The sequence below is a fragment of the Exiguobacterium sp. NPDC077395 genome (genome assembly GCF_050269125.1).
GTDB classification, from domain to species: Bacteria; Bacillota; Bacilli; order Exiguobacteriales; family Exiguobacteriaceae; genus Exiguobacterium; species Exiguobacterium aestuarii_A.
Genome location: NZ_JBNNHU010000001.1, coordinates 1,566,744 through 1,593,006, shown reverse-complemented (window position 1 = coordinate 1,593,006; position 26,263 = coordinate 1,566,744). Strand labels below are relative to the sequence as shown.

General features: G+C 49.6%; 28 protein-coding genes and 1 riboswitch. Of the genes, 26 read left to right on the top strand and 2 right to left on the bottom strand.

The window, feature by feature from the left end; translation table 11 throughout:
- Window position 1: 1 nt before the first annotated feature.
- The 7 genes from rlmN to ACQKD4_RS08180 all read left to right on the top strand — a co-directional run bounded on the left by rlmN (window position 2) and on the right by ACQKD4_RS08180 (window position 6,729).
- Window positions 2–1,087: a 23S rRNA (adenine(2503)-C(2))-methyltransferase RlmN gene (gene rlmN, locus ACQKD4_RS08210; RefSeq protein WP_427373006.1), complete on the top strand. Its 1,086-nt coding sequence runs from the start codon at window positions 2–4 to the stop codon at window positions 1,085–1,087.
- 8 nt (window positions 1,088–1,095) lie between these two features.
- Window positions 1,096–1,830: a Stp1/IreP family PP2C-type Ser/Thr phosphatase gene (locus tag ACQKD4_RS08205; protein WP_214691789.1), complete on the top strand. Its 735-nt coding sequence runs from the start codon at window positions 1,096–1,098 to the stop codon at window positions 1,828–1,830.
- Between the two features lie 5 nt (window positions 1,831–1,835).
- Window positions 1,836–3,785: a Stk1 family PASTA domain-containing Ser/Thr kinase gene (gene pknB / locus ACQKD4_RS08200; protein WP_427373005.1), complete on the top strand. Its 1,950-nt coding sequence runs from the start codon at window positions 1,836–1,838 to the stop codon at window positions 3,783–3,785.
- 42 nt (window positions 3,786–3,827) lie between these two features.
- Window positions 3,828–4,715, top strand: a complete 888-nt coding sequence (rsgA, locus tag ACQKD4_RS08195) for a ribosome small subunit-dependent GTPase A (RefSeq protein WP_214693954.1) — start codon at window positions 3,828–3,830, stop codon at window positions 4,713–4,715.
- 3 nt (window positions 4,716–4,718) lie between these two features.
- The gene (gene rpe / locus ACQKD4_RS08190) at window positions 4,719–5,375 is read left to right on the top strand and encodes a ribulose-phosphate 3-epimerase (protein ID WP_214760392.1); all 657 of its coding nucleotides are present in this window, start codon (window positions 4,719–4,721) and stop codon (window positions 5,373–5,375) included.
- 20 nt (window positions 5,376–5,395) lie between these two features.
- Window positions 5,396–5,496: riboswitch (TPP riboswitch) on the top strand.
- 73 nt (window positions 5,497–5,569) lie between these two features.
- Window positions 5,570–6,145 carry an energy-coupled thiamine transporter ThiT gene (thiT, locus tag ACQKD4_RS08185; RefSeq protein WP_214875405.1) on the top strand — a complete coding sequence of 192 codons (576 nt, stop codon included), beginning with the start codon at window positions 5,570–5,572 and terminating at the stop codon, window positions 6,143–6,145.
- Window positions 6,142–6,729, top strand: coding sequence for a thiamine diphosphokinase (locus tag ACQKD4_RS08180; protein ID WP_427373004.1), 588 nt, complete (start codon window positions 6,142–6,144; stop codon window positions 6,727–6,729). Before thiT ends, ACQKD4_RS08180 begins: the two co-directional genes overlap by 4 nt.
- Window positions 6,730–6,787: 58 nt before the next feature.
- On the opposite strand, the gene rpmB is transcribed toward ACQKD4_RS08180, so the two are convergent.
- Window positions 6,788–6,976, bottom strand: a complete 189-nt coding sequence (gene rpmB, locus ACQKD4_RS08175; RefSeq protein ID WP_015881349.1) for a 50S ribosomal protein L28 — start codon at window positions 6,974–6,976, stop codon at window positions 6,788–6,790.
- A gap of 252 nt (window positions 6,977–7,228) precedes the next feature.
- Here rpmB and ACQKD4_RS08170 point away from each other — a divergent pair, with 252 nt between their 5' ends.
- The 11 genes from ACQKD4_RS08170 (at window position 7,229) to rnc (ending at window position 17,387) form a co-directional block, all read left to right on the top strand.
- Window positions 7,229–7,591 (top strand): Asp23/Gls24 family envelope stress response protein, encoded by a 363-nt coding sequence (locus ACQKD4_RS08170; RefSeq protein WP_015881350.1) that lies wholly within the window; start codon window positions 7,229–7,231, stop codon window positions 7,589–7,591.
- Between the two features lie 22 nt (window positions 7,592–7,613).
- The gene (locus tag ACQKD4_RS08165) at window positions 7,614–9,293 is read left to right on the top strand and encodes a DAK2 domain-containing protein (RefSeq protein ID WP_427373002.1); all 1,680 of its coding nucleotides are present in this window, start codon (window positions 7,614–7,616) and stop codon (window positions 9,291–9,293) included.
- Between the two features lie 63 nt (window positions 9,294–9,356).
- On the top strand, window positions 9,357–10,019 hold the full coding sequence (gene sdaAB, locus ACQKD4_RS08160; RefSeq protein WP_074034808.1) for an L-serine ammonia-lyase, iron-sulfur-dependent subunit beta: 663 nt from the start codon (window positions 9,357–9,359) through the stop codon (window positions 10,017–10,019).
- A gap of 12 nt (window positions 10,020–10,031) precedes the next feature.
- Complete coding sequence (sdaAA, locus tag ACQKD4_RS08155; RefSeq protein WP_214760387.1) at window positions 10,032–10,919, top strand: L-serine ammonia-lyase, iron-sulfur-dependent, subunit alpha; 888 nt, start codon at window positions 10,032–10,034, stop codon at window positions 10,917–10,919.
- Window positions 10,906–12,936 carry an ATP-dependent DNA helicase RecG gene (gene recG, locus ACQKD4_RS08150; RefSeq protein WP_427373001.1) on the top strand — a complete coding sequence of 677 codons (2,031 nt, stop codon included), beginning with the start codon at window positions 10,906–10,908 and terminating at the stop codon, window positions 12,934–12,936. The genes sdaAA and recG overlap by 14 nt, the downstream gene beginning before the upstream one ends.
- Window positions 12,937–13,021: 85 nt before the next feature.
- Entirely contained in the window at window positions 13,022–13,591 is a 570-nt protein-coding gene (gene fapR, locus ACQKD4_RS08145) for a transcription factor FapR (RefSeq protein WP_074034802.1), read from the top strand.
- A complete protein-coding gene (gene plsX, locus ACQKD4_RS08140) occupies window positions 13,588–14,577 on the top strand; it encodes a phosphate acyltransferase PlsX (protein ID WP_427373000.1) in 990 nt (329 codons plus the stop codon). Before fapR ends, plsX begins: the two co-directional genes overlap by 4 nt.
- 18 nt (window positions 14,578–14,595) lie before the next feature.
- Window positions 14,596–15,516 carry an ACP S-malonyltransferase gene (gene fabD / locus ACQKD4_RS08135; RefSeq protein WP_214745501.1) on the top strand — a complete coding sequence of 307 codons (921 nt, stop codon included), beginning with the start codon at window positions 14,596–14,598 and terminating at the stop codon, window positions 15,514–15,516.
- Window positions 15,509–16,249 carry a 3-oxoacyl-[acyl-carrier-protein] reductase gene (fabG, locus tag ACQKD4_RS08130; protein WP_214691798.1) on the top strand — a complete coding sequence of 247 codons (741 nt, stop codon included), beginning with the start codon at window positions 15,509–15,511 and terminating at the stop codon, window positions 16,247–16,249. The genes fabD and fabG overlap by 8 nt, the downstream gene beginning before the upstream one ends.
- A 58-nt stretch (window positions 16,250–16,307) precedes the next feature.
- The gene (gene acpP / locus ACQKD4_RS08125) at window positions 16,308–16,547 is read left to right on the top strand and encodes an acyl carrier protein (RefSeq protein WP_074034794.1); all 240 of its coding nucleotides are present in this window, start codon (window positions 16,308–16,310) and stop codon (window positions 16,545–16,547) included.
- Window positions 16,548–16,670: 123 nt separating this feature from the next.
- Window positions 16,671–17,387 carry a ribonuclease III gene (gene rnc / locus ACQKD4_RS08120; RefSeq protein ID WP_214693956.1) on the top strand — a complete coding sequence of 239 codons (717 nt, stop codon included), beginning with the start codon at window positions 16,671–16,673 and terminating at the stop codon, window positions 17,385–17,387.
- 42 nt (window positions 17,388–17,429) lie between these two features.
- Here the strand turns inward: rnc and ACQKD4_RS08115 are convergent, their stop codons facing one another.
- A complete protein-coding gene (locus tag ACQKD4_RS08115; RefSeq protein ID WP_015881361.1) occupies window positions 17,430–17,624 on the bottom strand; it encodes a DUF1128 family protein in 195 nt (64 codons plus the stop codon).
- A gap of 114 nt (window positions 17,625–17,738) precedes the next feature.
- On the opposite strand from ACQKD4_RS08115, the gene smc reads away from it, so the two are divergent.
- From smc to rplS, 8 genes are all read left to right on the top strand, one after another.
- A complete protein-coding gene (gene smc / locus ACQKD4_RS08110) occupies window positions 17,739–21,296 on the top strand; it encodes a chromosome segregation protein SMC (protein WP_427372999.1) in 3,558 nt (1,185 codons plus the stop codon).
- The gene (ftsY, locus tag ACQKD4_RS08105) at window positions 21,293–22,318 is read left to right on the top strand and encodes a signal recognition particle-docking protein FtsY (protein WP_074034782.1); all 1,026 of its coding nucleotides are present in this window, start codon (window positions 21,293–21,295) and stop codon (window positions 22,316–22,318) included. Before smc ends, ftsY begins: the two co-directional genes overlap by 4 nt.
- 96 nt (window positions 22,319–22,414) lie before the next feature.
- Complete coding sequence (locus tag ACQKD4_RS08100) at window positions 22,415–22,738, top strand: putative DNA-binding protein (RefSeq protein ID WP_074034780.1); 324 nt, start codon at window positions 22,415–22,417, stop codon at window positions 22,736–22,738.
- A gap of 11 nt (window positions 22,739–22,749) precedes the next feature.
- Entirely contained in the window at window positions 22,750–24,090 is a 1,341-nt protein-coding gene (gene ffh / locus ACQKD4_RS08095; RefSeq protein WP_074034778.1) for a signal recognition particle protein, read from the top strand.
- An 82-nt stretch (window positions 24,091–24,172) separates the two neighbouring features.
- Entirely contained in the window at window positions 24,173–24,448 is a 276-nt protein-coding gene (gene rpsP, locus ACQKD4_RS08090; RefSeq protein ID WP_015881366.1) for a 30S ribosomal protein S16, read from the top strand.
- Window positions 24,449–24,502: 54 nt separating this feature from the next.
- Complete coding sequence (rimM, locus tag ACQKD4_RS08085) at window positions 24,503–25,018, top strand: ribosome maturation factor RimM (protein WP_074034776.1); 516 nt, start codon at window positions 24,503–24,505, stop codon at window positions 25,016–25,018.
- A complete protein-coding gene (gene trmD, locus ACQKD4_RS08080) occupies window positions 25,008–25,724 on the top strand; it encodes a tRNA (guanosine(37)-N1)-methyltransferase TrmD (RefSeq protein ID WP_427372998.1) in 717 nt (238 codons plus the stop codon). The genes rimM and trmD overlap by 11 nt, the downstream gene beginning before the upstream one ends.
- Window positions 25,725–25,838: 114 nt before the next feature.
- Complete coding sequence (gene rplS, locus ACQKD4_RS08075; RefSeq protein WP_015881369.1) at window positions 25,839–26,192, top strand: 50S ribosomal protein L19; 354 nt, start codon at window positions 25,839–25,841, stop codon at window positions 26,190–26,192.
- Window positions 26,193–26,263 lie beyond the last annotated feature (71 nt).

Genomic DNA, 26,263 nt, shown 5'->3' with positions numbered 1-26,263 from the left:
AATGAATCCAAAAGCAGTAGAAAAGAATCCACTTTTAGGCGCAAAACCGTCACTTTATTCGTTGACGTTCCCTGAACTTGAGGCGTGGGTCGTGGAAGCAGGAGAAAAATCATTCCGTGCGAAACAATTATATGATTGGATGTACGTCAAACGTGTCACGTCATTCGACGATATGACGAACGTTCCAAAGGCACTTCGTGACCAATTAGAAGAATCATTCCAACTGACAACATTGAAAGAATTGGTCAAACAAGAATCGCAAGACGGTACGATCAAATTCTTGTTCGAACTTCAAGATGGCTATTCAATCGAAACGGTTCTCATGCGTCACGAGTACGGGAACTCCATTTGTGTCACGACACAAGTCGGTTGCCGAATCGGCTGTACGTTCTGTGCTTCAACACTAGGTGGGTTGAAACGTAACTTAGAAGCTGGTGAAATCACGGCACAAGTTCTTGATGTACAGCGCGCCCTAGATGCGACAGGCGAACGTGTTGACTCGATCGTCGTCATGGGAATCGGTGAACCGTTTGATAACTATGATGAGTTGATGCGCTTCTTACGTACGGTCAACCATGATAACGGCCTTAACATCGGTGCCCGTCACATCACGGTATCAACGAGCGGAATCGTTCCTAAAATTTATAAGTTTGCCGATGAAGGTATGCGCATCAACTTCGCCATCTCTCTTCATGCGGCTTCGACAGAACTACGTACACGTCTCATGCCAATCAACCGTGCGTTTGACTTGAACAAGTTGATGGATGCCGTCCGTTACTATACGGAGAAGAGCGGTCGTCGCATCACGTTCGAATACGGATTGTTTGGTGGCGTCAACGATACGGAAGACCATGCCCACGAATTGGCTGACTTGTTGAAAGGCATCAAATGTCACGTCAACTTGATCCCAGTCAACCACGTATTGGAACGCGACTACGTACGCACACTGAGAGCTCAGATCTTTGCCTTCGAAAAAGTGCTCAAAGACCGCAATGTGAACGTGACGATTCGTCGCGAACAAGGTTCGGATATCGATGCTGCTTGTGGGCAACTTCGAGCGAAGGAGCGCGAACAAGAAACGAGGTAATCAGAAAGATGGAATTAGCATTTCGAACAGATCGTGGACAAGTACGCACACAAAATGAAGATGCAGTTTTAATCTTAGGCGATGCCTTCTCAGGAATTGCGCTCGTTGCCGACGGGATGGGTGGACATGCAGCGGGAGAGGTCGCGAGTCAAATCGTGATTGAAGAGTTTCGGCGGGCTTTCCCGTCTCTCCCGTCGACACCTGTCGACATTGAACAATGGTTCCGCCATCACATTCACTTGGCGAATGAACAAGTGCTGCAGTTTGCGAAACAGTCGAATCTCGTCATGATGGGAACGACTGTGGCGGCCGTTTGTTGGAACGGAGAGACGGTTGTCATCGTTCATATCGGCGATAGTCGTGTCTATGCTCTGCAAGCGAACGAATTAAGACGTCTTACAGAAGACCATTCTTACGTCAACGTGCTCAAACAGCTCGGTGAATTGACGGAAGAAGAGATGCGCGTTCATCCGAAACGAAATGTCATCACCCGAGCGATCGGTTCAAGCGAACAAGTCGAGCCTGACGTACAAGTGCTCGCTGACCCTGAGTTTGATGTGATTTTAATTTGTACGGATGGATTGACGACACATTTGACCGATGGGGCGATTCAACACGTTTTACAACAAGCTGTATCGGCTGAACAAAAAGCAGATCAACTGATTGCGGAAGCCAACCAATTGGGAGGGAGCGACAACATCACGGTCGCCCTCGTTCAATTCACAGATAGAAAGAGAGGATGAATCCGATGCGAAGCGGAGAACGAATCAACGATCGTTATCGGATCGAACAACAAATCGGCAGCGGAGGCATGGCAAATGTCTACCGGGCTCATGACGAGATTTTAAACCGAACCGTCGCCATCAAGGTGTTGCGATCTGAATTCTCACATAACGAACAATTTATACGTCGGTTCGAGCGAGAAGCCCATGCGGCTACGAGTCTGAACCATCCGAATATCGTCGCCATCTACGACGTCGGCGATGAAGATGATCTATACTATATCGTCATGGAGCACGTCGATGGCGTGACGTTAAAACAATATTTGCAGGAAGAATACATATCTGTCGATGAGGCGTTGCGCATCATGGGGCAGATTTGTGATGCGATTGATCACGCCCATGCGAACCGAATCATTCACCGGGATATCAAGCCACAGAATATGATGATCGATCAGCATGGAAACGTGAAGGTGACCGATTTTGGGATTGCTGTCGCGATGTCGAATGCGACGTTGACGCATACGATGTCTGTCCTCGGTTCTGTCCATTACTTTTCACCTGAGCAAGCTCGTGGAAAATTTGCGGATGAAAAATCGGACATTTACTCGCTCGGTGCGGTTCTTTATGAATTGTTGACGGGTCGTGTACCGTTCATCGGCGAGACGCCGGTCGCGGTCGCTCTTCAACATTTGCAAGATGACCCTATTCGGCCGATGGACTTAAATCCAAATATTCCACAAGCGCTTGAGAACTGTGTCATGCAAGCCTTGTCAAAATCACCGGGTGCCCGACATGCATCGGTCGCAGCCTTTAAAAAAGATTGCATGACCGCATTGAGCCGTGAACGTGCCAATGAACCGAGACGACTCTCCGCAAATCAAGACGAGTTCGACCAGACGCTCGTCATGGCACCGGTCGTGTCGGAAGAAAAACAAGATGTGCCCGTGACACCAACATCGGTCACGCCACCAAAAGAACAGGAACCGGAAGAGGTACCTGTGAAAAAGAAGAAACGAAAATGGTGGATTTGGATTCTACTCATCGTTCTATTGATTGGTGGAAGCATTGCCGCTTACGTGGTCGCTGATGAGATGTCGCGTTCCGTCGTGCCGGATGTCGTCGGTATGAGTATCGGGGATGCGACGACAGAGCTTGAAGCTTCGGGGTTTGTCGTCGAAGTGACAGAACGGGCGAGCGATGATATTGCGGAGGGTGAGGTCATTTCGCAAAATCCGCAAGAAGGACGTAAGCCGAAACGCGGAACGACCGTGACGATTGTCGTATCGGCTGGAAAAGAAACAGTCGAAATGCCGAATGTAGAAGGTCTCTCGCAAACTGCTGCGGAACGTATGTTGAAAGACTTAGCATTCAGCGACCTTGAAATTAAAACAGAAGCTTCCGAAACGGTGAATAGCGGAGACGTGATTTCCCAATCGGTCGATCCAGGTGAAGAGGTCGTTCCTTCAGAGGTGACGGTCACACTCGTCGTGTCGACAGGGAGCAACAAAGTGGAACTATCGAACCTGGCAGGATATACGTTCGACGAAGCATCTATTTATGCTGAACAGAACAAACTGAAAATCGTGAAGCGGGATGAATTTTCGACAAGTGTTCCAAAAGGTCAAATCATCCGTCAACTTCCGACAGCCGGGACAGCAGTCGACCCGGGAACGGAGCTCACGGTCATCGTATCGGAAGGTGTTGAACCGACTGATATTTCGATTGAACGTGAAGTGACCGTAGAAGTCGAACAACCGGACAAAGACAAGAAGCCGAAGACGGTCGAAGTCGTGATTCGTACGGTTGACGCACGTGGTGAGATTGAGGTGCTTCGTGATCAAATCACAGAGACGACAACGTATTCGTATACGCTCGTCATTGCCCCTGACGAAGTCGGGACGGCGACGATTGAAGTCGATGGTGAGATTGTCCGAACAGATTCAGTCACATATGCACAAGCTGAAGAGGCACAATAAAGAGGTGACGGTGTCGTCACCTCTTTTTTAAAGGAGGTAGTCATAATGAAAGGAACAATCATTCGCCTTCAAGGCGGGTTTTACGATGTGATGACCGAGACGAATCAAGAGATTCGTTGTCGGGCCAGAGGAAACTTTCGAAAGCGCAACATCTCACCGGTCGTCGGCGATGATGTGGTGATTCAAGATCAAGAAGATGGGACCGGCTATATTTTAGAGGTGGAAGAGCGTCAAAACCACCTCGTTCGCCCGCCGATTGCCAATATCGATCAGGCGTTCCTCCTCTTTTCAGTAAAAGAACCGGCGTTTTCGTATCATTTGCTCGACCGTTTCCTCGTCCTCATCGAGTCAAAGCAAATTCATCCAATCATCGTCTTGACGAAGATGGACTTGCTCGATGAACATGAAGTCGAGCCGATACAAGAAGCGATTGCACGTTATCGCGCCATCGGGTATGACGTGATTGAGACATCGACGGAGCATGCTCACGGAGTCGATGAAGTGCGCGGTCTTTTCAAAGAGAAGACGAGTGTCTTCGCCGGCCAGACCGGTGTCGGAAAAAGTTCGTTACTTAACGCCGTCGCGCCAGAGCTCGAGTTGGCGACAGGGGAAATCTCTAAATCACTCGGTCGAGGAAAGCATACGACGCGTCACGTGACGTTAATTCAATTAGCGGACGGTCTTGTTGCCGACACACCTGGATTTTCAAGCTTGGAGTTTCCTCAAGAACTTGAGGCAGACGAACTCAGATGGTGCTTCCCTGATTTCGTGGAACGCCATGACGATTGTAAGTTCCGCGGATGTGCTCACCTGAATGAACCGGGATGTGCCATCAAACAAGCCGTTGAAAATGGTGAAATCGCTTCAACACGATACGAGAATTATGTTACCTTTATGGAGGAGTTAAACGATCGAAAACGGAGGTATTGACAGATGATTAAAATTGCACCATCTATTTTAGCGGCCGACTTTGCCAATTTGGAGGCGGAAGTGAAAGCTGTCCAAGAAGCGGGAGCGGACTATATCCATTTTGACGTCATGGACGGACAGTTCGTGCCGAACATCTCGATTGGTCTACCGGTCCTCGCAAGCTTGCGTAAAAAATCAGACATGGTCCTCGATGTGCATTTGATGATTGACCAACCGGAACGCTATGTCGAAGACTTCGTGAAAGCGGGAGCAGACATCGTGACCGTTCACGTGGAAGCGACGAACCATTTGCATCGCGTCTTGCAACAAATCAAAGCGGCTGGCGCAAAATGCGGAGTTGTCTTGAACCCGCATACACCGCTCTCGACGATTGAGCACGTGCTTGCGGACGTCGACATGGTATTGCTCATGACCGTCAACCCAGGGTTCGGGGGACAAGCCTTCATCGAATCGGTCGTACCGAAAATTTCAGCACTCAGCCAACTTCGCCAAGACCGTCAGCTTGATTTTGAGATTGAAATCGATGGTGGTGTCAACGCGGAAACGGCAAAACGTTGCATCGATGCAGGGGCTGATGTCCTTGTTGCGGGATCAGCCATCTACAATCAACCTGATTATAAAGCAGCCATCGATAGCATTCGTGGCGCATCTCGTGTATAATCAACGATAGAACAACAAGATAGAGTCGCAAGGGGTGTCACATCATGTGGCTGAGAGGCATACGCTAACCCTTTGAACCTGTTCCGTTCACACGGACGTAGGGATGTGGCGAAAATGCACGTTGCGAATCCAAGCAGCATGGCGTTTACGTCATGCTGCTTTTTGTCGTTCAACAAAATAAAGGAGGAAGAAAGATGAAATCACGTTTCAAATTACAAGCGCTCATTGAAATTTCATTGTTTGCGGCGCTAGGGCTCATTTTTGATTTGCTCATTCCATATCGCTTGCCACAAGGAGGGTCAATCAGTTTAGCGATGCTCCCAATCTTTGTGATGGCATTCCGTCACGGACTAAAAGGTGGTCTCGCGACAGGTGCCCTCGTTGGGACACTCCAACTCTTGTTCGGTGCCTATATTTTCACGCCCGTACAATTCTTGCTCGATTATACGGTCGCCTATGGCCTTGTCGGTATGGCCGGAGTGTTCGCGGGGCGTGTGAAACATGCTGCGAGTCAAGGCGCGACGAAGACGCTTGCCACTTATTTAGTACTCGGGGCGCTCCTTGGGTCGATGTTACGATACGCGGCACACGTCATCTCGGGAATTGTCTTTTTTGCTGAATATGCAGAAGGTCCGGTCGTCGCCTATTCACTCGGCTATAATGCTACGTACATGGCACCATCCTTCGTCATCTCAGCCATCGTGTTAGTGCTCCTCTTCACGACAGCACCACGTTTCACACGTGTGGCGACACGGGATCTCCGTCAATGAATATATTGATCGTCGCGGCGAGTCCGGAACCCATTCCAGACTTACCGCGTGATGCCGATTTTGTCATCGGAGTTGATGGCGGATATCAAAGGTTATTAGATGAAGGGATCATGCCAGACGTCGTGGTCGGTGACTTTGATTCGTTCAAAGGATTGCCGCCTGATGAGGCGCTACGCTATCCTTCGGAGAAAGACGTGACGGACTTAGAGATTGCACTAGCGTTCGCGAGAGAACGCGGGGCGACACGGATGGATGTATATGGTGGCTTAGGCGGACGCATCGATATGACGTTTGCGAACGTCGGCTTACTTGAAGCGTATCCGGAGATGGTTCTTCACGGAGAAGGTCAAACGGTTTATCTCGTGAGAACAGGTAACGAGGTGATCATGAAACGAGACGGGTACTATCTTTCCTTCATGCCTTGGAAGACGGCCACGATCTCGATTGAAGGTGTCAAATATCCACTCGACCATCATGAGGTCAAGAGTGGGGAGGCATTGACGATTTCGAATGAATGGACCGAAGCGTCTGCCCGATTGACGGTCCATCAAGGAATGGTTCTTGTCATGATCATCAAAAAATAAGCAAAAAAAAAATCCCATCGGCGAATGCCGCTGGGATTTATTCGTTCGTGTATAAGTATTATACGCGTTCAACGAGACCTGATTTAAGTGCGCGAGCTGAAACCCAAACGCGTTTCGGTTTACCGTCAACGAGAATACGAACTTTTTGTACGTTTACACCCCAAGTACGTTTTGTCTTGTTGAGTGCGTGCGAACGGTTGTTACCTGATTTAGGTGATTTACCTGTTACGTAGCATTTACGTGCCATGCGTTTCCCCTCCTTTTTTATGTGGGTTCGTCCTAATAGACACTCGTTTATATTAGCACGGCTTTTTTCCCGATGCAACTAGAAAATCGTACCATGACAAGAAAAAAACTTGACATTACTCTCAAGGATTTGAATAATGAATGAGGTTATCGCGTTAATTGACCGAGTTTCTGGAGCAGGTTCTTTTAATAACTAGGTACTTATTGTAGAATGTACATTAGGAATCATTCCGAATAAAGGAGGCTACTCCATATGGCAATTGAAATGAAGACAACATATGGCAATATTGACATCACAAGTGACGTCATCGCGACACTCGCAGGTGGTGCGGCGATGGAATGCTTCGGTGTGGTCGGCATGGCTTCACAAGCACAATTAAAAGACGGCATTGCTGAATTGTTAAAACGTGAAAATTACGCGCGTGGTGTCGTCGTACGTCAAGAAGACGAAGACGTACATATCGACATGCACATCATTGTAAGCTACGGAACGAAAGTATCTGAAGTTGCATACAACGTGCAGAGCCGAGTGAAGTATACGCTCGGAGAAACTTTAGGATTAAACGTTTCGTCGGTAAATATATTCGTTCAAGGCGTTCGTCTGACGAATGACTGACGAAAACGGAGGAGGATTTGGTGTGGGTTTAAAACGTTTAGATGGATTGGCGCTCTCAAACATGATCGCGAACGGAGCGGCCAACTTGAGCCAAAACGCGGATTATGTAGATTCGCTTAACGTCTTCCCGGTTCCAGACGGAGATACGGGAACGAACATGAACTTGACGATGACATCGGGTGCGAAAGAAGTAGCAGCGATGAACTCATCAGATATCGCAGAGGTGTCATCAAAGTTTGCTCGTGGACTACTGATGGGAGCACGTGGAAACTCAGGCGTTATTTTAAGTCAGTTGTTCCGTGGATTCGGTAAAGCAGTTGAAGGCAAAGCGGAATTGACAACGGTTGATTTTGCAGAGGCGCTCAAGCGCGGTGTCGACACGGCATACAAGGCGGTTATGAAACCGGTTGAAGGAACGATTTTGACGGTTGCTCGTGAAGCGGCCGACGAAGCGCTCCTTGCGTCAGAGTCGACAAGTGATTTCACTGAATTTATGAAACGTGTCATCGTAGAAGCGAAAGCATCGTTAGACCGTACACCGGACTTGTTGCCGGTATTAAAAGAAGTCGGCGTCGTCGACTCAGGCGGTCAAGGTCTTCTCGTCATCTACGAAGGATTCCTTGCAAGCCTTGAAGGGAAAGAACTCGAGAAACCACATGCGCCTGTCATGGATGCGTTGATCGAGGCAGAGCATCATGCTCATGCGGCACAAGGATTCATGTCAACAGAAGACATCGAATTCGGCTACTGTACGGAGATCATGGTTCGTTTCCAAGACGATAAGTTAAAGGATACGCCGTTCAATGAAGACGCATTCCGTAACGAATTGTCAGAACTAGGAGATTCTCTCCTTGTCGTCGCGGACGAAGAACTCTTAAAAGTTCACGTTCACGTCGAGACTCCAGGTGAGGTCATCACGAAAGGTCAGCGTTTCGGTGAACTCGTTGCAGTCAAAATCGAGAACATGCGTCAACAGCACTCGACAATTCTCGAAGAAGAACACGGCGCAAATCAGCACGGTGTTCAACAAGCCGAGAAGCCAAAAGCACCATTTGCAATCGTAACGGTGGCAATGGGTGAAGGCGTCAGTGAATTGTTCCGTTCGCTTGGAGCGGCACATGTCATCGAAGGTGGTCAGACGATGAACCCATCGACAGAAGATATCGTTAAGGCGATTGAATCTGCACATGCGGAACATGTCTTTATCTTCCCGAACAACTCGAACATCATCATGGCTGCTGAGCAAGCGGCATCTGTCGCACCATGCGGCGTCTCTGTCATCCCGACGAAGACGGTCCCACAAGGTCTTGCGGCGGCAATCGCCTTCAACCCAGAGGCGGATGTCGAGATGAACGAGCAAGCGATGAAAGCGGCTGCCGCGACTGTGAAGTCTGGTCAGGTCACTTACGCTGTTCGTGATACGAGCATCGATGGTGTGGAAATCAAGAAAGACGAGCATATGGCGATTGCGGAGAAGAAAATTGTTTCTTCATCGACGTCAAGCCTCGAAGCGGCTAAGAAGTTGGTCGATGCACTCGTCGAAGCAGACGATGAAATCATCACGATCTTAACAGGTGAAGGTTCATCTGAATCAGACGTGGAAGCGTTGACGTCATATATCGAATCTGTAAATGATGAGATTGAGATTGAAGTTCACGACGGCAAACAACCGCTTTACTCTTATATTTTTAGTGTAGAATAAGCTGTTTCAAATCCCTACCTTCTGTATAATGAAGGTAGGGATTTTTGAAAGGGGGAAAATGAAGTGAAATATCGTAGTGTGTTTGACATTATTGGTCCTGTCATGGTCGGGCCGTCGAGTTCGCATACGGCCGGTGCCGCACGCATCGGGCTGATGGCAGGGAAGTTATTCGGGAGAACACCACGCACCGCACGCATCACGTTTTACGGATCGTTTGCGGACACGTATCGGGGTCACGGTACGGATGTCGCGATTGTCGGTGGAATCATGGGATTTGATACGTTTGACTTGCGGATTCCACAGGCTTTAGACATCGCCCGCGAAAAAGGAATCGAGGTCATCTTTGAGACGAGTGACTTGTTGACGGATCATCCGAATACAGCGCGTGTCTTGCTCGAAGATGAGTTCGGGACATTTGAAATCGTCGGGATTTCAATCGGTGGGGGAACGATTGAGATTACGGAACTGAATGGGTTCCCGTTGAAATTGACAGGTGGGGGACCTGCGCTTGTCGTCTTGCATCATGACCGATTCGGTGCCATCGCTGCAGTGACTGGCGTTTTGGCAAACCATCAATTGAACATCGGGCATATGGAAGTGAGTCGTCACGAAAAAGGAATGCAAGCGTTGATGGCGATTGAGATTGATGAAACGATTCCTGCTGAAGTGATCGCAGAACTGGAACGGTTACCGCAAATCGAACGGATAGCTATTTTTGGGGAATAAGGAGAATGTGAGATGTTTAAATCAGTAGAAGAGTTAGTGACGATTGCCACAGAACGAGGCATCCCGATTTCTGAAGTCATGATCGAACAAGAGATGCACGTCAGACGCTCGAGCCGGGAGGACATCGTCGGGATGATGGACCGTAATCTCGAGGTCATGGAAGAAGCGGTTGAACGCGCCCTTCAAGGTGTCACATCGGTGACGGGATTGACGGGGAACGATGCCGTACTCATGCAAGAGTATATCCAATCAGGCAAATCACTGGCTGGAGACCTCATTTTAGATGCCGTGTCAAAAGCCATCGGGACGAACGAAGTAAATGCGGCGATGGGACGGATTTGTGCGACACCGACTGCGGGGAGTGCAGGCGTCGTACCTGGAACGTTATTCGCTGTGAAAGATCGTCTCGAGATGGACCGCGATGCGATGATTCGCTACTTGTTCACGTCAGGCGCTTTCGGTTTCGTGGTGGCGAACAACGCCTCGATCTCGGGAGCGGCAGGTGGTTGTCAGGCAGAGGTCGGTTCAGCGACCGGAATGGCTGCAGCCGCCATCGTCGAAGCAGCCGGCGGGACACCGGATCAGTCGGCGACAGCGTTCGCAATCGCCCTTAAGAACATGCTCGGTCTCGTCTGTGACCCGGTGGCAGGGCTCGTTGAAGTCCCATGTGTGAAACGAAACGCCATGGGTGGTGCCAATGCCATTGTCGCGGCGGACATGGCCCTCGCGGGAATCACATCACGCATTCCTTGTGACGAAGTCATTTCAGCGATGCATGAAGTCGGTCAAATGATGCCGACCGCATTGAAAGAGACGGCGAAAGGCGGACTGGCGAATACGCCGACGGCTCGTCGCCTCGAACGAAATATATTTGGAGCGAAAGAAGATGCAAAACAATGAACGACTGACGACTCTGAAAGGTGTCGGGCCAGAGATGGCCAAAAAACTAGAAGTGATGGGACTTGTTCGAATCGAGGACGTGCTAGAGCACGTCCCGTTTCGTTATGAGAATTATAATAGTGGGACCGTAACGACAGCCGTTCACGGTGACCTCGTCAAGTGGAGTGGGACGGTCCAGGCAGAACCGCTCGTTCGCTACTATAGTAAAGGAAAGAATCGACTTCAGTTCAGATTATTGTTAGAAGAACGTTATGCGGTCCAAGTGACGATGTTTAACCGCGCATTTTATAAAGAAAAGTTAGCAATCGGCGAGACCGTCACGGTCAAAGGGAAATGGGACATGAATCGGATGACAATCAGCGCGACCGACCTCGAGTTCGGTGCTCCGTCAGGCGGACTTCAACCAATCTATTCATTACGAGCGGGTCTAACGCAAAAGAACTTTAGTCGGATCGTCAAGTTAGCATTCGAACAAGTGGGCGAGCTTCCGGAGCGGGTGCCACCGTCCATACGGGCCAGGTATCGACTTGAGGACCGGATGGATATGCTACGCGGCATGCACTTTCCAGATACCGTGGAGACATATAAGCAGGCGAGACGAAGTTATGTTTATGAAGAATGCCTCATGTATCAATTGAAATTACAGGCGTTCCGGAAAATGGAGCGGTCAGGAAACGGTCGGGCCCTTCAACTCGATAAGCATCAATTGAACGAGTTCGTCAAACGACTCGCATTTCCGTTGACGGGAGCCCAGACACGGGTCATCCGTGAAATCGTATCCGATTTGGAGAAGCCGGAACGGATGAATCGATTGCTACAGGGGGATGTCGGGAGCGGGAAGACCGTCGTTGCCGCGATTGCCTTGTATGCGACCGTCATGGCTGGGTATCAAGGGGCGTTGATGGTGCCGACCGAGATTTTAGCAGAACAACATGCAACGTCTTTACAGGAATTGTTTGAACCGTTTGGCATCACAATCGCCCTCTTGACGAGCTCGGTGAAAGGAAAGGCGCGAGAAGCGCTTCTAACGGCAATTCAAGCAGGAGACGTCGACATCATCGTGGGGACACATGCGCTCATTCAAGGACCCGTCGAGTTTTCGAACTTACATTTGGCAATCACGGATGAACAACATCGATTCGGTGTCGAACAACGAAAGAAACTTCGCGATAAAGCGGAATTTGCGGACGTCTTATATATGACCGCGACCCCGATTCCGAGGACACTTGCCATCAGCGCTTTCGGAGAGATGGACGTCTCAACAATCGATGAGATGCCAAAAGGGCGAAAACCGATTGAAACGTACTGGGCGAAACAAGACCAAATCGACCGTGTCCATTCGATGGTCGACCGTGAGCTGTCGCTCGGTCGTCAAGCATATGTGATCGCACCACTCATCGAGGAGTCGGATACGCTCGAGGTCGAAAGTGCGACAGCATTATATGAACTGTTGAAAGAGCGGTTTCCGAACTATTCGGTAGGGCTGATGCACGGAAAGCTGTCGAGCGCAGAAAAGGACGACGTGATGAAATCATTTGCTGACAACGCGACGCAAATTCTCGTCTCGACAACGGTCGTCGAAGTCGGGGTGAACGTTCCGAACGCTTCACTCATTATCATCCATGACGCCGAGCGTTTCGGTCTCGCGCAATTGCATCAGCTACGTGGCCGCGTCGGCCGTGGTGCCCATCAATCGTTCTGTATCCTCGTCGGGGACCCGAAGTCAGATGTCGGGAAAGTTCGGCTGAAAACGATGACGGAAACGAACGATGGGTTCGTATTGGCGGAGAAAGATTTAGAGTTACGTGGTGCCGGTGATTTCTTTGGTACCGCGCAAAGCGGTCTTCCGAGCTTCCGGGTCGCAGATCCCGTTCTCGATTTGAAAGTGATGGAAGTGGCCATGCAAGATGCCGTGAAACTTCTCGGGAGCGACGCCTTTTGGCATGACGCCCAATATGAAGGATTACGTGGCTATTTGAAACAACTCGACCTTCTCGTTGGGGAAAGGTTAGAATAATACTTGAAAATGACGACTAAAGAATATATACTGCTATTAGTACCAGGTATTAAGTTCTTTAGCGATTAGTTTAGGAGGGAACTGAATGCGGGTACCTAAGAAAGAGCGGCAACGCTTGTTACAAGAAACGATTGAGCGCAACCCGTTCATCAAAGACGAAGAACTATCAAAACAGTTTTCCGTCAGCATCCAGACGATTCGACTCGACCGGATGGAATTAAAAATTCCAGAAGTGAGGGAACGAATCAAACATGTGGCTTCCGAGCACCTCGATGAAGTCAAATCGCTTTCAATGAGCGAGGTCATCGGTGATATGATTGACTTGAAACTCGATGACTCTGCGATTTCTGTCCTCGATATAGAAAAAGAACACGTCTTTAGCCGCAATGAGATTGCACGTGGGCACGTCCTGTTCGCGCAAGCCAACTCGTTAGCGGTGGCGCTCATCAATGATGAATTGGCGTTGACCACTAAAGCGGAAATCCGATTTAGTCGCCAGGTTCATCTTGGAGAGCGAGTCGTTGCCAAGGCTCGTGTGATGAAGCTAAGAGGGGACGGGAGAACAGACGTCACGGTCGAAAGTTATGTCGGTGAGGAGCGCGTTTTTGAAGGCGACTTCACGATTTACCGACGTGGTGAGGAGGAACAAGCATGAAATTAGCAATTGATGCAATGGGTGGCGATCACGCACCGAAAGCAGTCGTAGAAGGTGTGAAACGGTTCGTTGAACAATATCCGAATGAACCGATGGAACTCTTTCTAGTCGGTGACGAGGTGAAAATTGCCTCTTACGGACTTGACGATCCTCGTGTGACGGTCGTTCCAGCAAGTGAAATCATTACAGGTGAGGATGAGCCTGTTCGTGCGGTCCGCCGCAAAAAAGACAGCTCGCTCGTCGTAGCGGCAAACCTTGTCAAAGAAGGAAAAGCGGATGCTCTCGTGTCTGCCGGGAACACCGGCGCCTTGATGGCAGCGTCTCTCTTCGTCATCGGACGAATCCCAGGAATCGAGCGTCCGGCACTATCTCCGACGTTCCCTACATATACAGGTAGTGGTGTCGTCGTGCTGGATGTCGGAGCGAATCCGGATGCGAAAGCCGAACATCTTGTGGATTATGCGATCATGGGTTCACTATATGCAGAACATGTCCGTGGCATCAATTCACCGCGTGTCGCCCTTCTCAATATCGGGACGGAAGCCGGAAAAGGAAATGCGCTCACGAAAGAAGCGTTCCCCCTCCTTGAACAGGCCCCTGTCCACTTTGTTGGGAATGTCGAAGCGCGGGAAGCGATGTCAGGGGACGTGGACGTCATCGTGACGGAAGGATTTGCCGGAAACATCTTGTTAAAAGGTGTAGAAGGGTCCTCAGCGATGCTCATGAAGATGATGAAAGAACAATTCACGAGCAACCTTGTATCAAAACTTGCCGCTCTCATCTTAAAGCCGAAATTAAGACGATTGAAAGAAACGCTTGATTATCGTGAACATGGGGGAGCCGGATTATTCGGGATCAATGCGCCTGTCATCAAGGCACACGGATCGAGCGACGCACTTGCGATTGCGAGTGCGTTGAAACAGGCGAAGATCATGGTAGACCACGACGTCGTCGATAAAATCAAGCGTGCCAAAGCGATAGACTAAGCGAAAGCAGGTGAGGACATGGGGAAAGTAGCATGGGTGTTCCCGGGACAAGGCTCTCAAGCCGTTGGAATGGGACAAACCTTTTTAGACCAACCTGAAGCCCTTCAGGCGATCGGGCGTCGACTCGGATTTGACCTTCTTGAAGTCATGTCTGCCGGGTCGAAAGAAGACCTACAAGAAACAGAAGTCGCACAACCAGCAATCGTGGCACATGCCTCGTTGCTTGCACAAGCCTATGCGGCAAACGGTGCGACACCGGATGTCGTCATCGGACATAGCGTAGGAGAGTATGCGGCGCTCGTCTCAGCGGGGGTCATCGATTTAGAAGAGGCGACCGTGCTCGTTCGAGAACGTGGTAATTTGATGTCTTCTGTAAAAGACGGGACGATGGCGGCAGTCGTCGGAATGACCGATTTACAAGAAGCGCTTCATATCACTGAAAAAATTAGTGCGAGTGGGGACTTGGTTCAAATCGCTAACTTGAATTGCCCTGGTCAGTTTGTCATTTCCGGGCAAATCGATGCGGTCGAACAGGCGAGTGTAGAACTGAAGGCAGCCGGCGCGAAACGGGTATTGCCGTTAAACGTCTCCGGTGCGTTCCACAGTTCATATATGATGCCGGTGGCGACACGTTTCCAAGATGTCCTCGCCTCATCACCGTTCCAAGAAGCGTCTGTCGATTTCATCTCGAACGTGGATGCGGCTGTGCATCGTGATCCGGAACATCTGAAAGCGTTGTTGACGAAACAACTGTATTCGTCGGTTCGTTTTGAAGAATGTGTTCGAAAAGCGATTGCAGACGGGGTGGACACGTTCATCGAATTCGGTCCATCGTCACCACTTTCAGGGTTGATTAAACGAATCGATTCGAATGTATCGATTCAAAAGGCGACCACGTTGGAAGAAGTCGCCTCGTTAGGAGGAGAAGTTCGTGCATGATCAAGTAGCGATCGTGACTGGCGCGTCCCGTGGAATCGGTGCGGCCATCGCGAAACGTTTAGGGGAAGACGGCTTCCGAGTCGTCGTGAATTACTCGGGTAGTGAAGAAAAAGCAAACGCTGTCGTGGCGGCCATCATTGAAGCAGGTGGCGATGCTACGGCCGTGAAGGCAGACGTCTCAAACGCTGACGACGTTAAAGCGCTCGTCAAGACGACGGTCGATACGTACGGACGCGTCGATTGTCTTGTGAACAATGCAGGCATCACACGTGATGGGTTACTCATGCGGATGAAAGAAGCGGACTTCAATGACGTCTTATCGACGAACTTGAAAGGTGCGTTCCTCACATCGCAAGCGGTCACACGTTCGTTGCTCAAATCAAAATCGGGGCGAATCATCAATATCGCCTCAGTCGTCGGGATCACTGGGAATGCCGGACAAGCAAACTATGCGGCTGCGAAAGCAGGGTTAATCGGGTTGACGAAATCAGTGGCACGCGAACTCGCAAGTCGTCATGTGACGGTCAATGCCGTTTGCCCAGGTTTCATTCAAACCGATATGACTGATGCCTTGACAGATGAACAGCGGAACGCTACACTCGAGCAAATTCCGTTCAATCGCTTCGGTCAGGTCGAAGATGTGGCGAACCTCGTCTCATTCTTAGCATCTGAACAGGCCGCTTACGTGACAGGTCAGACGATTGCCGTCGATGGCGGCATGACGATGGCGTAAAAGAGAACTTTACCAATAGACAGACATTTAATATACTTACCTTTGGAGGGATTTTATCATGACAAAAGAACAAATTTTAGTAGACGTACAAGAAGCAGTAGCAGAGAAGCTCGGGAAAGACATTTCTGAGATCACTGCAGAGAAATCGTTCAAGGACGACCTTGGCGCTGACTCGCTTGAAGTAATGGAAATGGTGATGGACCTCGAAGACAAATTCGACATCACGATTGAAGACGAAGACGCTGAGAAGCTCGCGACTGTTGGCGACGTAGTAGCGTATATCGAAACAAAAGTGTAATCAAGCCATCCCACCGCTCGGTTCCGAGCGGTGGGCTTGTGCTTATTCATGGAGGGAACTATGACAAAAGACAAACGACGGTTTGACCGTCAAGGGTCGGCGCAACGGCGCCGGCGTCAGGAAATGGAACGGGCACGCATCTTAGAATTATTCAAGTCATTAGAAGAGCGTTTAGACGTTCAGTTTTCGAATCACGACTTGCTCATGCAGGCGTTCACACACTCTTCTTATGTGAATGAACAACGTGGATTACGAAAAGACAATGAACGCTTAGAGTTTTTAGGGGATGCCGTGTTAGAGTTGACCGTATCCCGCTTTCTATATGAGACTTATCCGGAGCGCTCCGAGGGGGAATTAACGAAATTACGGGCGGCGATCGTTTGCGAGCCGTCACTCGTGAATTTTGCGGAGGCCTATGCTTTCTCTGACTTCATCTTACTTGGAAAAGGTGAAGAGTTGACCGGTGGACGAAAACGTCCGGCACTACTTGCCGATGTCTTCGAATCCTATATCGGTGCTCTTTATTTAGACCAAGGGATTGAGGCAGTCGAACGATTCCTCGCCGAAGCGGTTTTTCCGAAAGTCTTAGCGGGTGTATTTGAAGAACAGACCGATTTCAAGAGCCAGTTGCAGGAAAGTGTGCAACGGGAAGGCTTAGGTCCGGTCACGTATGAAATCATCGAGGAGCGAGGACCGGCGCACAGCCGTGAATTCGTTGCCCATGCACGGCTCAGCGACGACATCGTCGGGGAGGGAGTTGGGCGCTCTAAAAAAGAAGCCGAGCAGTTGGCTGCTAAAGAAGCGCTCATCGCGTTCAATCGACGTTACGCAGATCTATAAACAAAAAAGGAGTGGACCATTCACAATGGTTCCACTCCTTTTTCATGTCAATTGACCGAGTTCTTCGACAATCCCGTCGACTTCCGATAAAGAGAGGGAAGAACGTGTCATTACGTACTCGTAAATCTCTTTCACCGCTGATGGGTCAGCCGCATTATATTCTTCCGCCTTGATCGCACCGCGGTTAATAATGTTCATTTTGTCTAAAATCGCTTCAATCATCTGTTCATTCGTCATCTGTATTCCCCTTTCTACAGTTCTTTTAAGAATAGCATGATTCTGTCATTTTGACGAACTGTTAACTGTGGTAAAATATACAGATGAATGCTTACTGCGGATAGGATGGTCACGATGCACTTAAAACGAATCGAACTCGCTGGCTTTAAATCATTTGCCAAGCGAATTGAATTAGATTTCCGTCCCGGCGTCACGGCTGTAGTAGGGCCGAACGGAAGCGGGAAATCCAATATATCGGACGCTGTTCGCTGGGTACTTGGAGAACAGTCGGCCAAATCACTTCGCGGTGCCAAGATGGAAGACGTCATCTTTGCCGGAAGTGAAGGTGAGAATCACCGAAACGTCGCGGAGGTCACGCTCGTCCTCGATAATCGCGACGAACAGTTACGTCTCCCTTATGAAGAAGTGAGTGTGACCCGTCGCGTGACCCGAAGTGGGGACAGCGACTATTTTATGAATAAAAAACCTTGTCGTCTAAAAGACGTCATTGACCTCTTTTTAGACACAGGTCTTTCCCGTGATGCGTTCGCAATCATCGGGCAAGGTCGAGTCGAACAAGTCATTTCCGGGAAGCCGGAAGACCGCCGTGCCGTCATCGAAGAGGCGGCGGGTGTCCTCAAGTATCGCCAGCGTAAAAAACAGGCTGAGCGTAAATTGCAAGACACCGAATTGAACTTGTCACGTGTCGACGACATTTTATTTGAATTGGCTGACCGGGTGGAACCACTTCGTGAGCAGGCGGCGCTCGCTCGGGAATATACAGTGGCAAAAGCCCGTCATGATGAGCTCGAAACGGGAATCATGGGTGCCGAAATTCAGTTGCTCCAACAAGAAATTGAACAAGTGACGGTACGTCATACAGAATCGATCAAGCAATTATCGGATTGCGATCGTTCGGTACAACACCTCACGGAGGAGCGTACTCAACTCGAGGCTACGCTATCGACCCTTCGTGAAGAGTTATCCGAGATGAACCAGAAAGAGCGCGAACAGTCGACGTATGTCGAGCGCTTGACGGGTGACATCAAGCTCGCGAAAGCACAAGAAGAGCATGGAGCCGAGATGAAAGAGCGTCTCGTCCGTCAACGTGAAGAAGTGAGCGCCGAGATGGCAGAGCTAGAGACTCGACTGACGGTCGTTCGTGACGAGTTGTCTAAAAAAGTAGATACGTTGCGACAAACGACCGAGGCGAGAGACGCGCTTCAACAACAATTGACTGCTGCCTCTCGTGATTTCAATGCCGAGATCGAAGCGTTACAAAGTGAGGCGTTCGAACTCGCAACAACGCGAGCGACAATCAGTAACCAACAAAAGCGGGAGCAACGGGATATCGATGTCGCCATCGAGTCGAAAGAACGTCTCCTTCGTGAGAACAAACATCGTCTTGATGATCGGTCTTCACAAGAAGCAACACTCGAAGCGACACGGGAACGATATGAAGAAGTGCAAGGTCGTTTCGAACTACTGAATAAAAAAGAAACGGAACTTCGCGACCAAGAGACGGCGATCCGTGAGAAGTTGACGCGGGCAGAAACGTCTTACTATGACCTCGAACGTCGTCGTCAAAAGACGGAAGATCGGATTGAGATGCTCGAACGGATGAAACAATCGTATGAAGGATATTTCCATGCGGTCAAGTTTGTATTGAAAGACCGGTCTTCAGGTGTGCTTGGTGCTGTCGCTGAACTGATTCGCGTTCGTCCTTCCTATGAAGCCGCAATCGAGACGGCTCTCGGTCAGACGCAACAACATGTCGTCGTCAAAGACGAGACAGTCGGACGTCATGAAATCGATCGATTGCGCAAAGCGAACGCAGGTCGCGCGACGTTCTTACCGATGACGACGATCAAACCAAGGTTCGTACCGACTGAGGTGTTACATCGCCTCGAATCGACGACTGGATTTGTCGGGGTGGCATCTGATTTAGTCGAGACCGACGAGTCGTTCGAAACGTTGAAAAAATCACTTCTCGGTTCGGTGCTCGTCGCCGAGACGTTAGAAGTCGCGAACCGGATTGCGCAAATGACCGGATATCGTTTCCGCGTCGTCACGCTCGAAGGAGACATCGTCAACGTCGGTGGTTCGATGACCGGTGGTAGTCGTAAGCAAGGGGTGGCCCTGTTCACACAATCGCGTGAGTTAGACGACTTGAAACAAGGATTGACGCAAGGGCTTGCGATGCTTCATGAGCAAAAACAACGTCTTCAAGAATACACGGAAGCGTTGAAGACAATCACTGAAGCATTATCAACGCTACGAGACGAAAAACGTACCGTCGAAGGATCGCTTCGAGAGGTCGAAGCTGCTTACCGTACCGCCGAACGCGCCTCGCTTGATGCCAAGTCACAACTTGAACTGTTCGATCATGAGATGCTGCGTTACGAGAAAACGATTGAGACGTCGACAGCCGAGCTCGAACGTCTGACGAAAACGTTGGCAGATACGGATAAAGAGCAAGCGGACATTCGCGTTCGTCTAGAGTCGCTTCGTGCCGAACAGGCGAAAAGTGCCGAAAGTACGGGGCAACTCGAAGCGATGCTTCGTCAAAACGAGCTCGACCTACAACGCCATACGCTCGAAGAAGAACGGGTTCGCTATGAAGTGGAGCGCTTGACGACTGAACGGAAACGTCTACAGGACCGGACCGATCAGATGAATCGTGAACTTACGCGACTTGACAGTGGGGAAGTCGTCTCATCTGCCGAATTAGAAGAGACGCTCGCTACGGCCAAGCTTGAATTCACCAACATTCAAGAGCGACTTCAAGACATGACGGCAACGCTCAAGTCAAATGAAGAGGCGTACCGCATCATGCGTCAACGTGTCGATCAAGCGACGGAAGCGCGGCGTCAAGCTGAAGCAGTCGTTCGAAAACTAGAGACGGCGAAACAAGAGTTCGAATTAAAACGACAGTGGAAGCTCGATGCGTTAGAGGAACACGGGCTCGTTGCAGAACTCTTACCGGCGCTTGAGATTCCTCTTGAGGAGGCGAAAGAAGAGTTCAAATTGCTCGTTCGTCAAATTGAAGAGATTGGACCGGTTAACTTGAATGCGATTGAGGAATTCGATAGCGTTCATGAGCGCTTTACGTTCTTGTCTGAACAGCGGGATGACTTGGTCAGTGCGAAAGAAGATTTGTATGAGATCATCGCCGAGATGGACCGTGAAGTGACACGTCTTTTCAAAGAGACGTATACGAACGTGCGGGCACACTTCAAACAGACGTTCACCGAGTTGTTCGGTGGAGGCGAAGCCGATTTGAAATTGGTTGATGAGTCCGACTTGTTGAATACAGGGATTGAAATCGTCGCCAAACCGCCTGGTAAAAAGCTACAGACGCTCAGTCTGTTGTCTGGAGGAGAGCGTGCACTCACGGCAATCGCCTTACTGTTTGCGATTTTGAAAACGCGTCCGGTACCATTCTGTGTCCTCGATGAAGTCGAAGCGGCGCTTGATGAGGCGAACGTACATCGGTTCGGGGAATATATTCGCACGCTCTCAATCGACACGCAATTTGTCATCATCACGCACCGAAAAGGTACAATGGAAGCGGCAGATACGCTTTATGGCGTCACGATGCAACAGAACGGAGTGTCCGAAGTGTTATCGGTCGAACTGTCTGAAGCAAAACGTGTCGTAGAAATGGATGAAGAGATGGAGGAATCACGTTGAGTTTTTTCAAGAAATTAAAAGAAAAATTAACGACATCTACCCAAGAGGTGTCACAAAAGTTTACAGACGGATTGACGAAGACGCGTGACGGATTTGCGAGTGCCGTCAACGACCTCGTTTACCGTTTTCGCGAGGTGGATGAGGACTTCTTCGATGAACTCGAAGATCTGCTCATTCAAGCGGATGTCGGCGTCACGACGACGATGGACCTTGTCGAAGACTTGAAAGAAGAAGTCAAACGACGCAACTTGAAGGACCCGGTCGCTGTTCGGGATGCTCTCGTTGAAGTGGTGGCGAAACGCCTTCAGGAAGACGAATCTGACCGTGAACTGAACATGCAAGACGGACTCACGGTCATCTTGTTTGTCGGTGTGAACGGTGTCGGAAAGACGACGACAATCGGAAAACTGGCGCATCAATTGAAGTCGGAAGGTCGTAACGTCATGCTCGCGGCAGGAGATACGTTCCGTGCAGGAGCGATCGAGCAACTTCAAGTATGGGGCGAACGCGTCGGAGTACCGGTCATTCGTCAAACGGAAGGGTCGGACCCGGCCGCAGTCGTATACGATGCAGTTCAATCTGCGAAGTCACGTAACATGGACGTGCTCATCTGCGACACGGCGGGACGTCTTCAAAATAAAGTGAACTTAATGAAAGAACTTGAAAAAGTGAAACGGGTCATCGAACGAGAAGTCCCGAACGGACCACATGAGGTGTTACTCGCATTAGATGCAACGACCGGACAAAACGCTATGATTCAAGCGAAAGCGTTCAAAGAAGCGACGAACGTGAGCGGGATCGTCTTGACGAAACTCGACGGTACAGCAAAAGGTGGGATTGTTCTCGCGATTCGAAATGAACTCGATATTCCGGTCAAATATGTCGGTCTCGGGGAGAAGATGGACGATTTGCAAGAGTTTGACCCAGAGCAGTTTGTCCTTGGATTGTTCGGAGACGTTTTCGAGGACAAATCAGAAGAGGATTCAACTGAAAATGAGGACACAAACAAAGACCTCGCCTAAGTTTTACTGTTAAGAAAAAAACTTGACAAGTACTAGGCACGGCTGTACTATTGGTAGTTGTAAAGGGATTTCACTTAACATGTGGAGGTGAAAGGTTTGACGCTCGAAAAAACGAATCGCATGAACTATCTCATCGATTTCTATCAAGCGCTCCTCACACCGAAACAGCGCAACTATATGTCTCTTTATTACCTAGATGACTACTCGCTCGGAGAGATAGCGGAAGAGTTTGAAGTCAGCCGTCAAGCGGTCTACGATAACATAAAGCGTACAGAAACGATGCTTGAACAGTACGAGGAAAAGCTCGCTCTATTCGAAAAATTCGAACAGCGTCAGCAACTTCTTCAGACCCTCAAACGTCAAGTCGAGCTCACGGATGACGTGCAGGCTACGATTTCTGCGCTTGAGAATTTAGAGTAGGGGGCTGGAGCATGGCATTTGAAGGATTATCAGAACGGTTGCAATCGACGCTTTCAAAGATGCGCGGTAAAGGGAAAATCTCTGAGGCTGATGTCAAAGAGATGATGCGTGAGGTTCGCCTCGCCTTACTAGAAGCCGACGTCAACTTTAAAGTGGTCAAGCAATTCGTCAATGACGTGAAAGAACGTGCGGTTGGTCAGGATGTCATGAAATCATTGACGCCAGGTCAACAAGTCGTCAAAATCGTTCACGAAGAGTTGACGAATTTGATGGGAAGCGATGTCGTCCCGATCTCATTCAGTCAGAAACCACCGACAGTCGTCATGATGGTCGGTCTGCAAGGGGCAGGTAAGACGACAACGACCGGGAAGCTAGCGAACTTGATTCGCAAAAAGCATAACCGCAGTCCACTTCTCGTCGCGGCGGATATTTATCGTCCGGCGGCAATCAAGCAGCTCGAGACACTCGGGAAACAACTCGATTTACCGGTCTTCTCACTTGGCGATCAAGTGAAGCCGGAAGAGATTGTGACGAAAGCACTCGAGTACGCAAAAACAAATCATCACGATTTCGTGTTGATCGATACGGCGGGTCGCCTTCATATCGACGAGACGCTCATGGGCGAGCTCGAAAATGTGAAGACGATTGCCAAACCAAATGAAATCTTCCTTGTCGTCGACTCGATGACAGGTCAAGATGCGGTCAATGTGGCCGACAGTTTCAATGAGAAACTCGGAATCACCGGGGTCGTGCTCACAAAGCTCGACGGAGATACACGAGGCGGGGCAGCCCTTTCGATCAAGGCAGTCACGGGAGCGCCGATTAAATTCGTCGGTCTCGGAGAAAAGTTGGATGCCCTCGAACCATTCCATCCAGAACGCATGGCGTCACGGATCCTTGGAATGGGGGACGTGCTCTCGCTCATTGAAAAAGCCGAGACACAGATGGACCAAGACGCAGCAAGAGAGCTAGAAAGCAAAATTCGTGACGCGTCATTCACGTTCGATGATTTCATTGAACAGTTGGGTCAAGTGAAAAACATGGGCCCGATTGATGAATTACTTTCGATGTTACCTGGTGCAGGTAAGATGAAAGGGTTGAAAAACGTCCAAATCGACGAAAAACAACTCGATCACGTCGAAGCGATCATTCGCTCGATGACAAAACATGAGCGCGCCAACCCGGAAGTGCTCAATGCGAGTCGTCGGAAGCGGATCGCAAAAGGGAGCGGTCGCTCGATTCAAGAAGTGAACCGTCTCATCAAACAGTTCGATGACATGAAGAAGCTGATGAAGCAAATGTCAGGACAAATGAAAGGGAAGAAAAAGGGCTTAGGTCTTCCGTTCTTCTAACAAAAACTTTTGTCAGTCGGACAAAAAAGCTGTATACTATAAAAGTTGTCAATTCTTAAACACATGATGGAGGTATATTACCATGGCAGTTAAAATTCGTCTTAAGCGCATGGGCGCAAAAAAATCACCTTTCTACCGTATCGTTGTAGCAGACTCACGTTCACCACGTGACGGTCGCTTCATCGAGCAAGTTGGTCACTACAACCCGGTTGCAAAACCAGAAGCTGAAGTTCGCATCAACGAAGAACTCGCTCTCAAATGGTTGGCAGACGGCGCGAAGCCATCTGACACAGTACGTAACTTGTTCTCTAAAGCAGGGATCATGGAGAAATTCCACAACGCGAAAAACGCGAAGTAATGATGTGGCCGACCTTTTCTGAGGTCGGCCTATTTTGTTGAGGAGGGAACGCGAATGGATTGGTTATACGTTGGGAAAATCGCCAATACACACGGCCTTAAAGGGGAAGTGAAAATTTTGGCGGCGACAGATTTTCCGGAAGAACGCTTTAAAAAAGGAAACACGTTGTTCCTTGACGTGGACGGAACGAAACAAGAGATGACGATCACGACGTATCGTCCGCATAAGCAGTTCCATCTCGTCACGTTCAAAGGGTTTGAGAATATCAACCTCATCGAGAAATATAAAGGGTTGAAGTTGTATGTCCATGCCGAACACGTGCATGATCTCTCGGAGAACGAATATTACTATCATGAGATTATCGGTTGTGAGGCAATCGTCGATGGTGAGTCGATCGGTGTGATCGATGATATCTTTGAGACGGGTGCGAACGACGTATGGGTCATCAAACGCCCAGGTAAATCGGATGCCCTCATCCCTTATATCGAATCGGTCGTCAAAGAAATCGACGTCGAAGCAAAACGTGTCGTCATCACACCGATTCCTGGAATGATTGACGATGAAGATTGATGTGTTGACGTTATTCCCGGACATGTTCAAGACGCTCGACCATTCCATCGTCGGCCGCGCGAAAACGCTCGGACAAGTGGAGATGTCGTTCATCAATTTTCGGGATTTTTCAACGAACAAGCATCATAAAGTCGATGACTATCCGTACGGGGGAGGGGCGGGCATGTTGCTCACCCCACAACCAATCTTCGATGCGTTTGACTCGATCGAGGCGAAGTCACCACGTGTCATCCTGACGACGCCGACCGGAAAGCCGTTCAATCAGCAGATGGCGGAAGAATGGGCCCGGGAAGAACATCTGATCTTTTTGTGCGGACATTATGAAGGATTCGACCAGCGCATCCACGATGAACTGGCGACGGACGAAGTGTCGATCGGCGACTTTGTCTTGACGGGTGGCGAGCTCGCGACGATGGTGATGATCGATGCGACGGTGAGACTGCTCCCGGACGTCCTCGGCGATCAGGCGAGCCATGAGGACGATTCGTTCTCAACCGGTCTACTGGAATATCCGCACTATACACGACCTGCCGATTTTCGTGGGTTGAAAGTACCGGATGTCCTCCTCTCTGGCAATCACGCCCGGATCGAGACGTGGCGACGCGAACAATCACTCGAGCGAACGTATCGACGTCGACCGGATTTACTCGAACAACTCGAGCTGACAGAAGACGATAAAAAGTTTCTCCAATCGTTGCGCGATTGAGAAATATATGCTATGTTTGAGCATGTGGGTTAAACCCATCGATTACCGATGTTCCGCTATTGGATGCTTGGGCATATGAAGATATGAACATTGAAGAAAAAGGAGATATGATTCATGAACACACAAAAACTGTTCCGTGAAATCACAGAAGAACAATTCAAATCGGACGTACCTGCTTTCCGTCCTGGTGACACAGTACGTGTCCACGTTAAAGTTGTAGAGGGAACGCGTGAGCGTATCCAGATCTTCGAAGGTGTTGTAATCAAGCGTAAAGGTGGCGGCATCAGCGAAACATTCACAGTCCGTAAGATTTCTTACGGCGTAGGTGTTGAGCGTGCATTCCCGCTTCACTCACCACGCGTTGCACAAATCGAAGTCGTACGCTACGGTAAAGTTCGCCGTGCGAAACTTTACTACCTCCGTAACCTTCGCGGTAAAGCAGCACGTATTAAAGAAATCCGTCGTTAAGATGGGAATTAAGCTTGTCGCTTGCGACAAGCTTCTTTTTTTCTAGTACAATAAGTTCAAATGGATAGAGG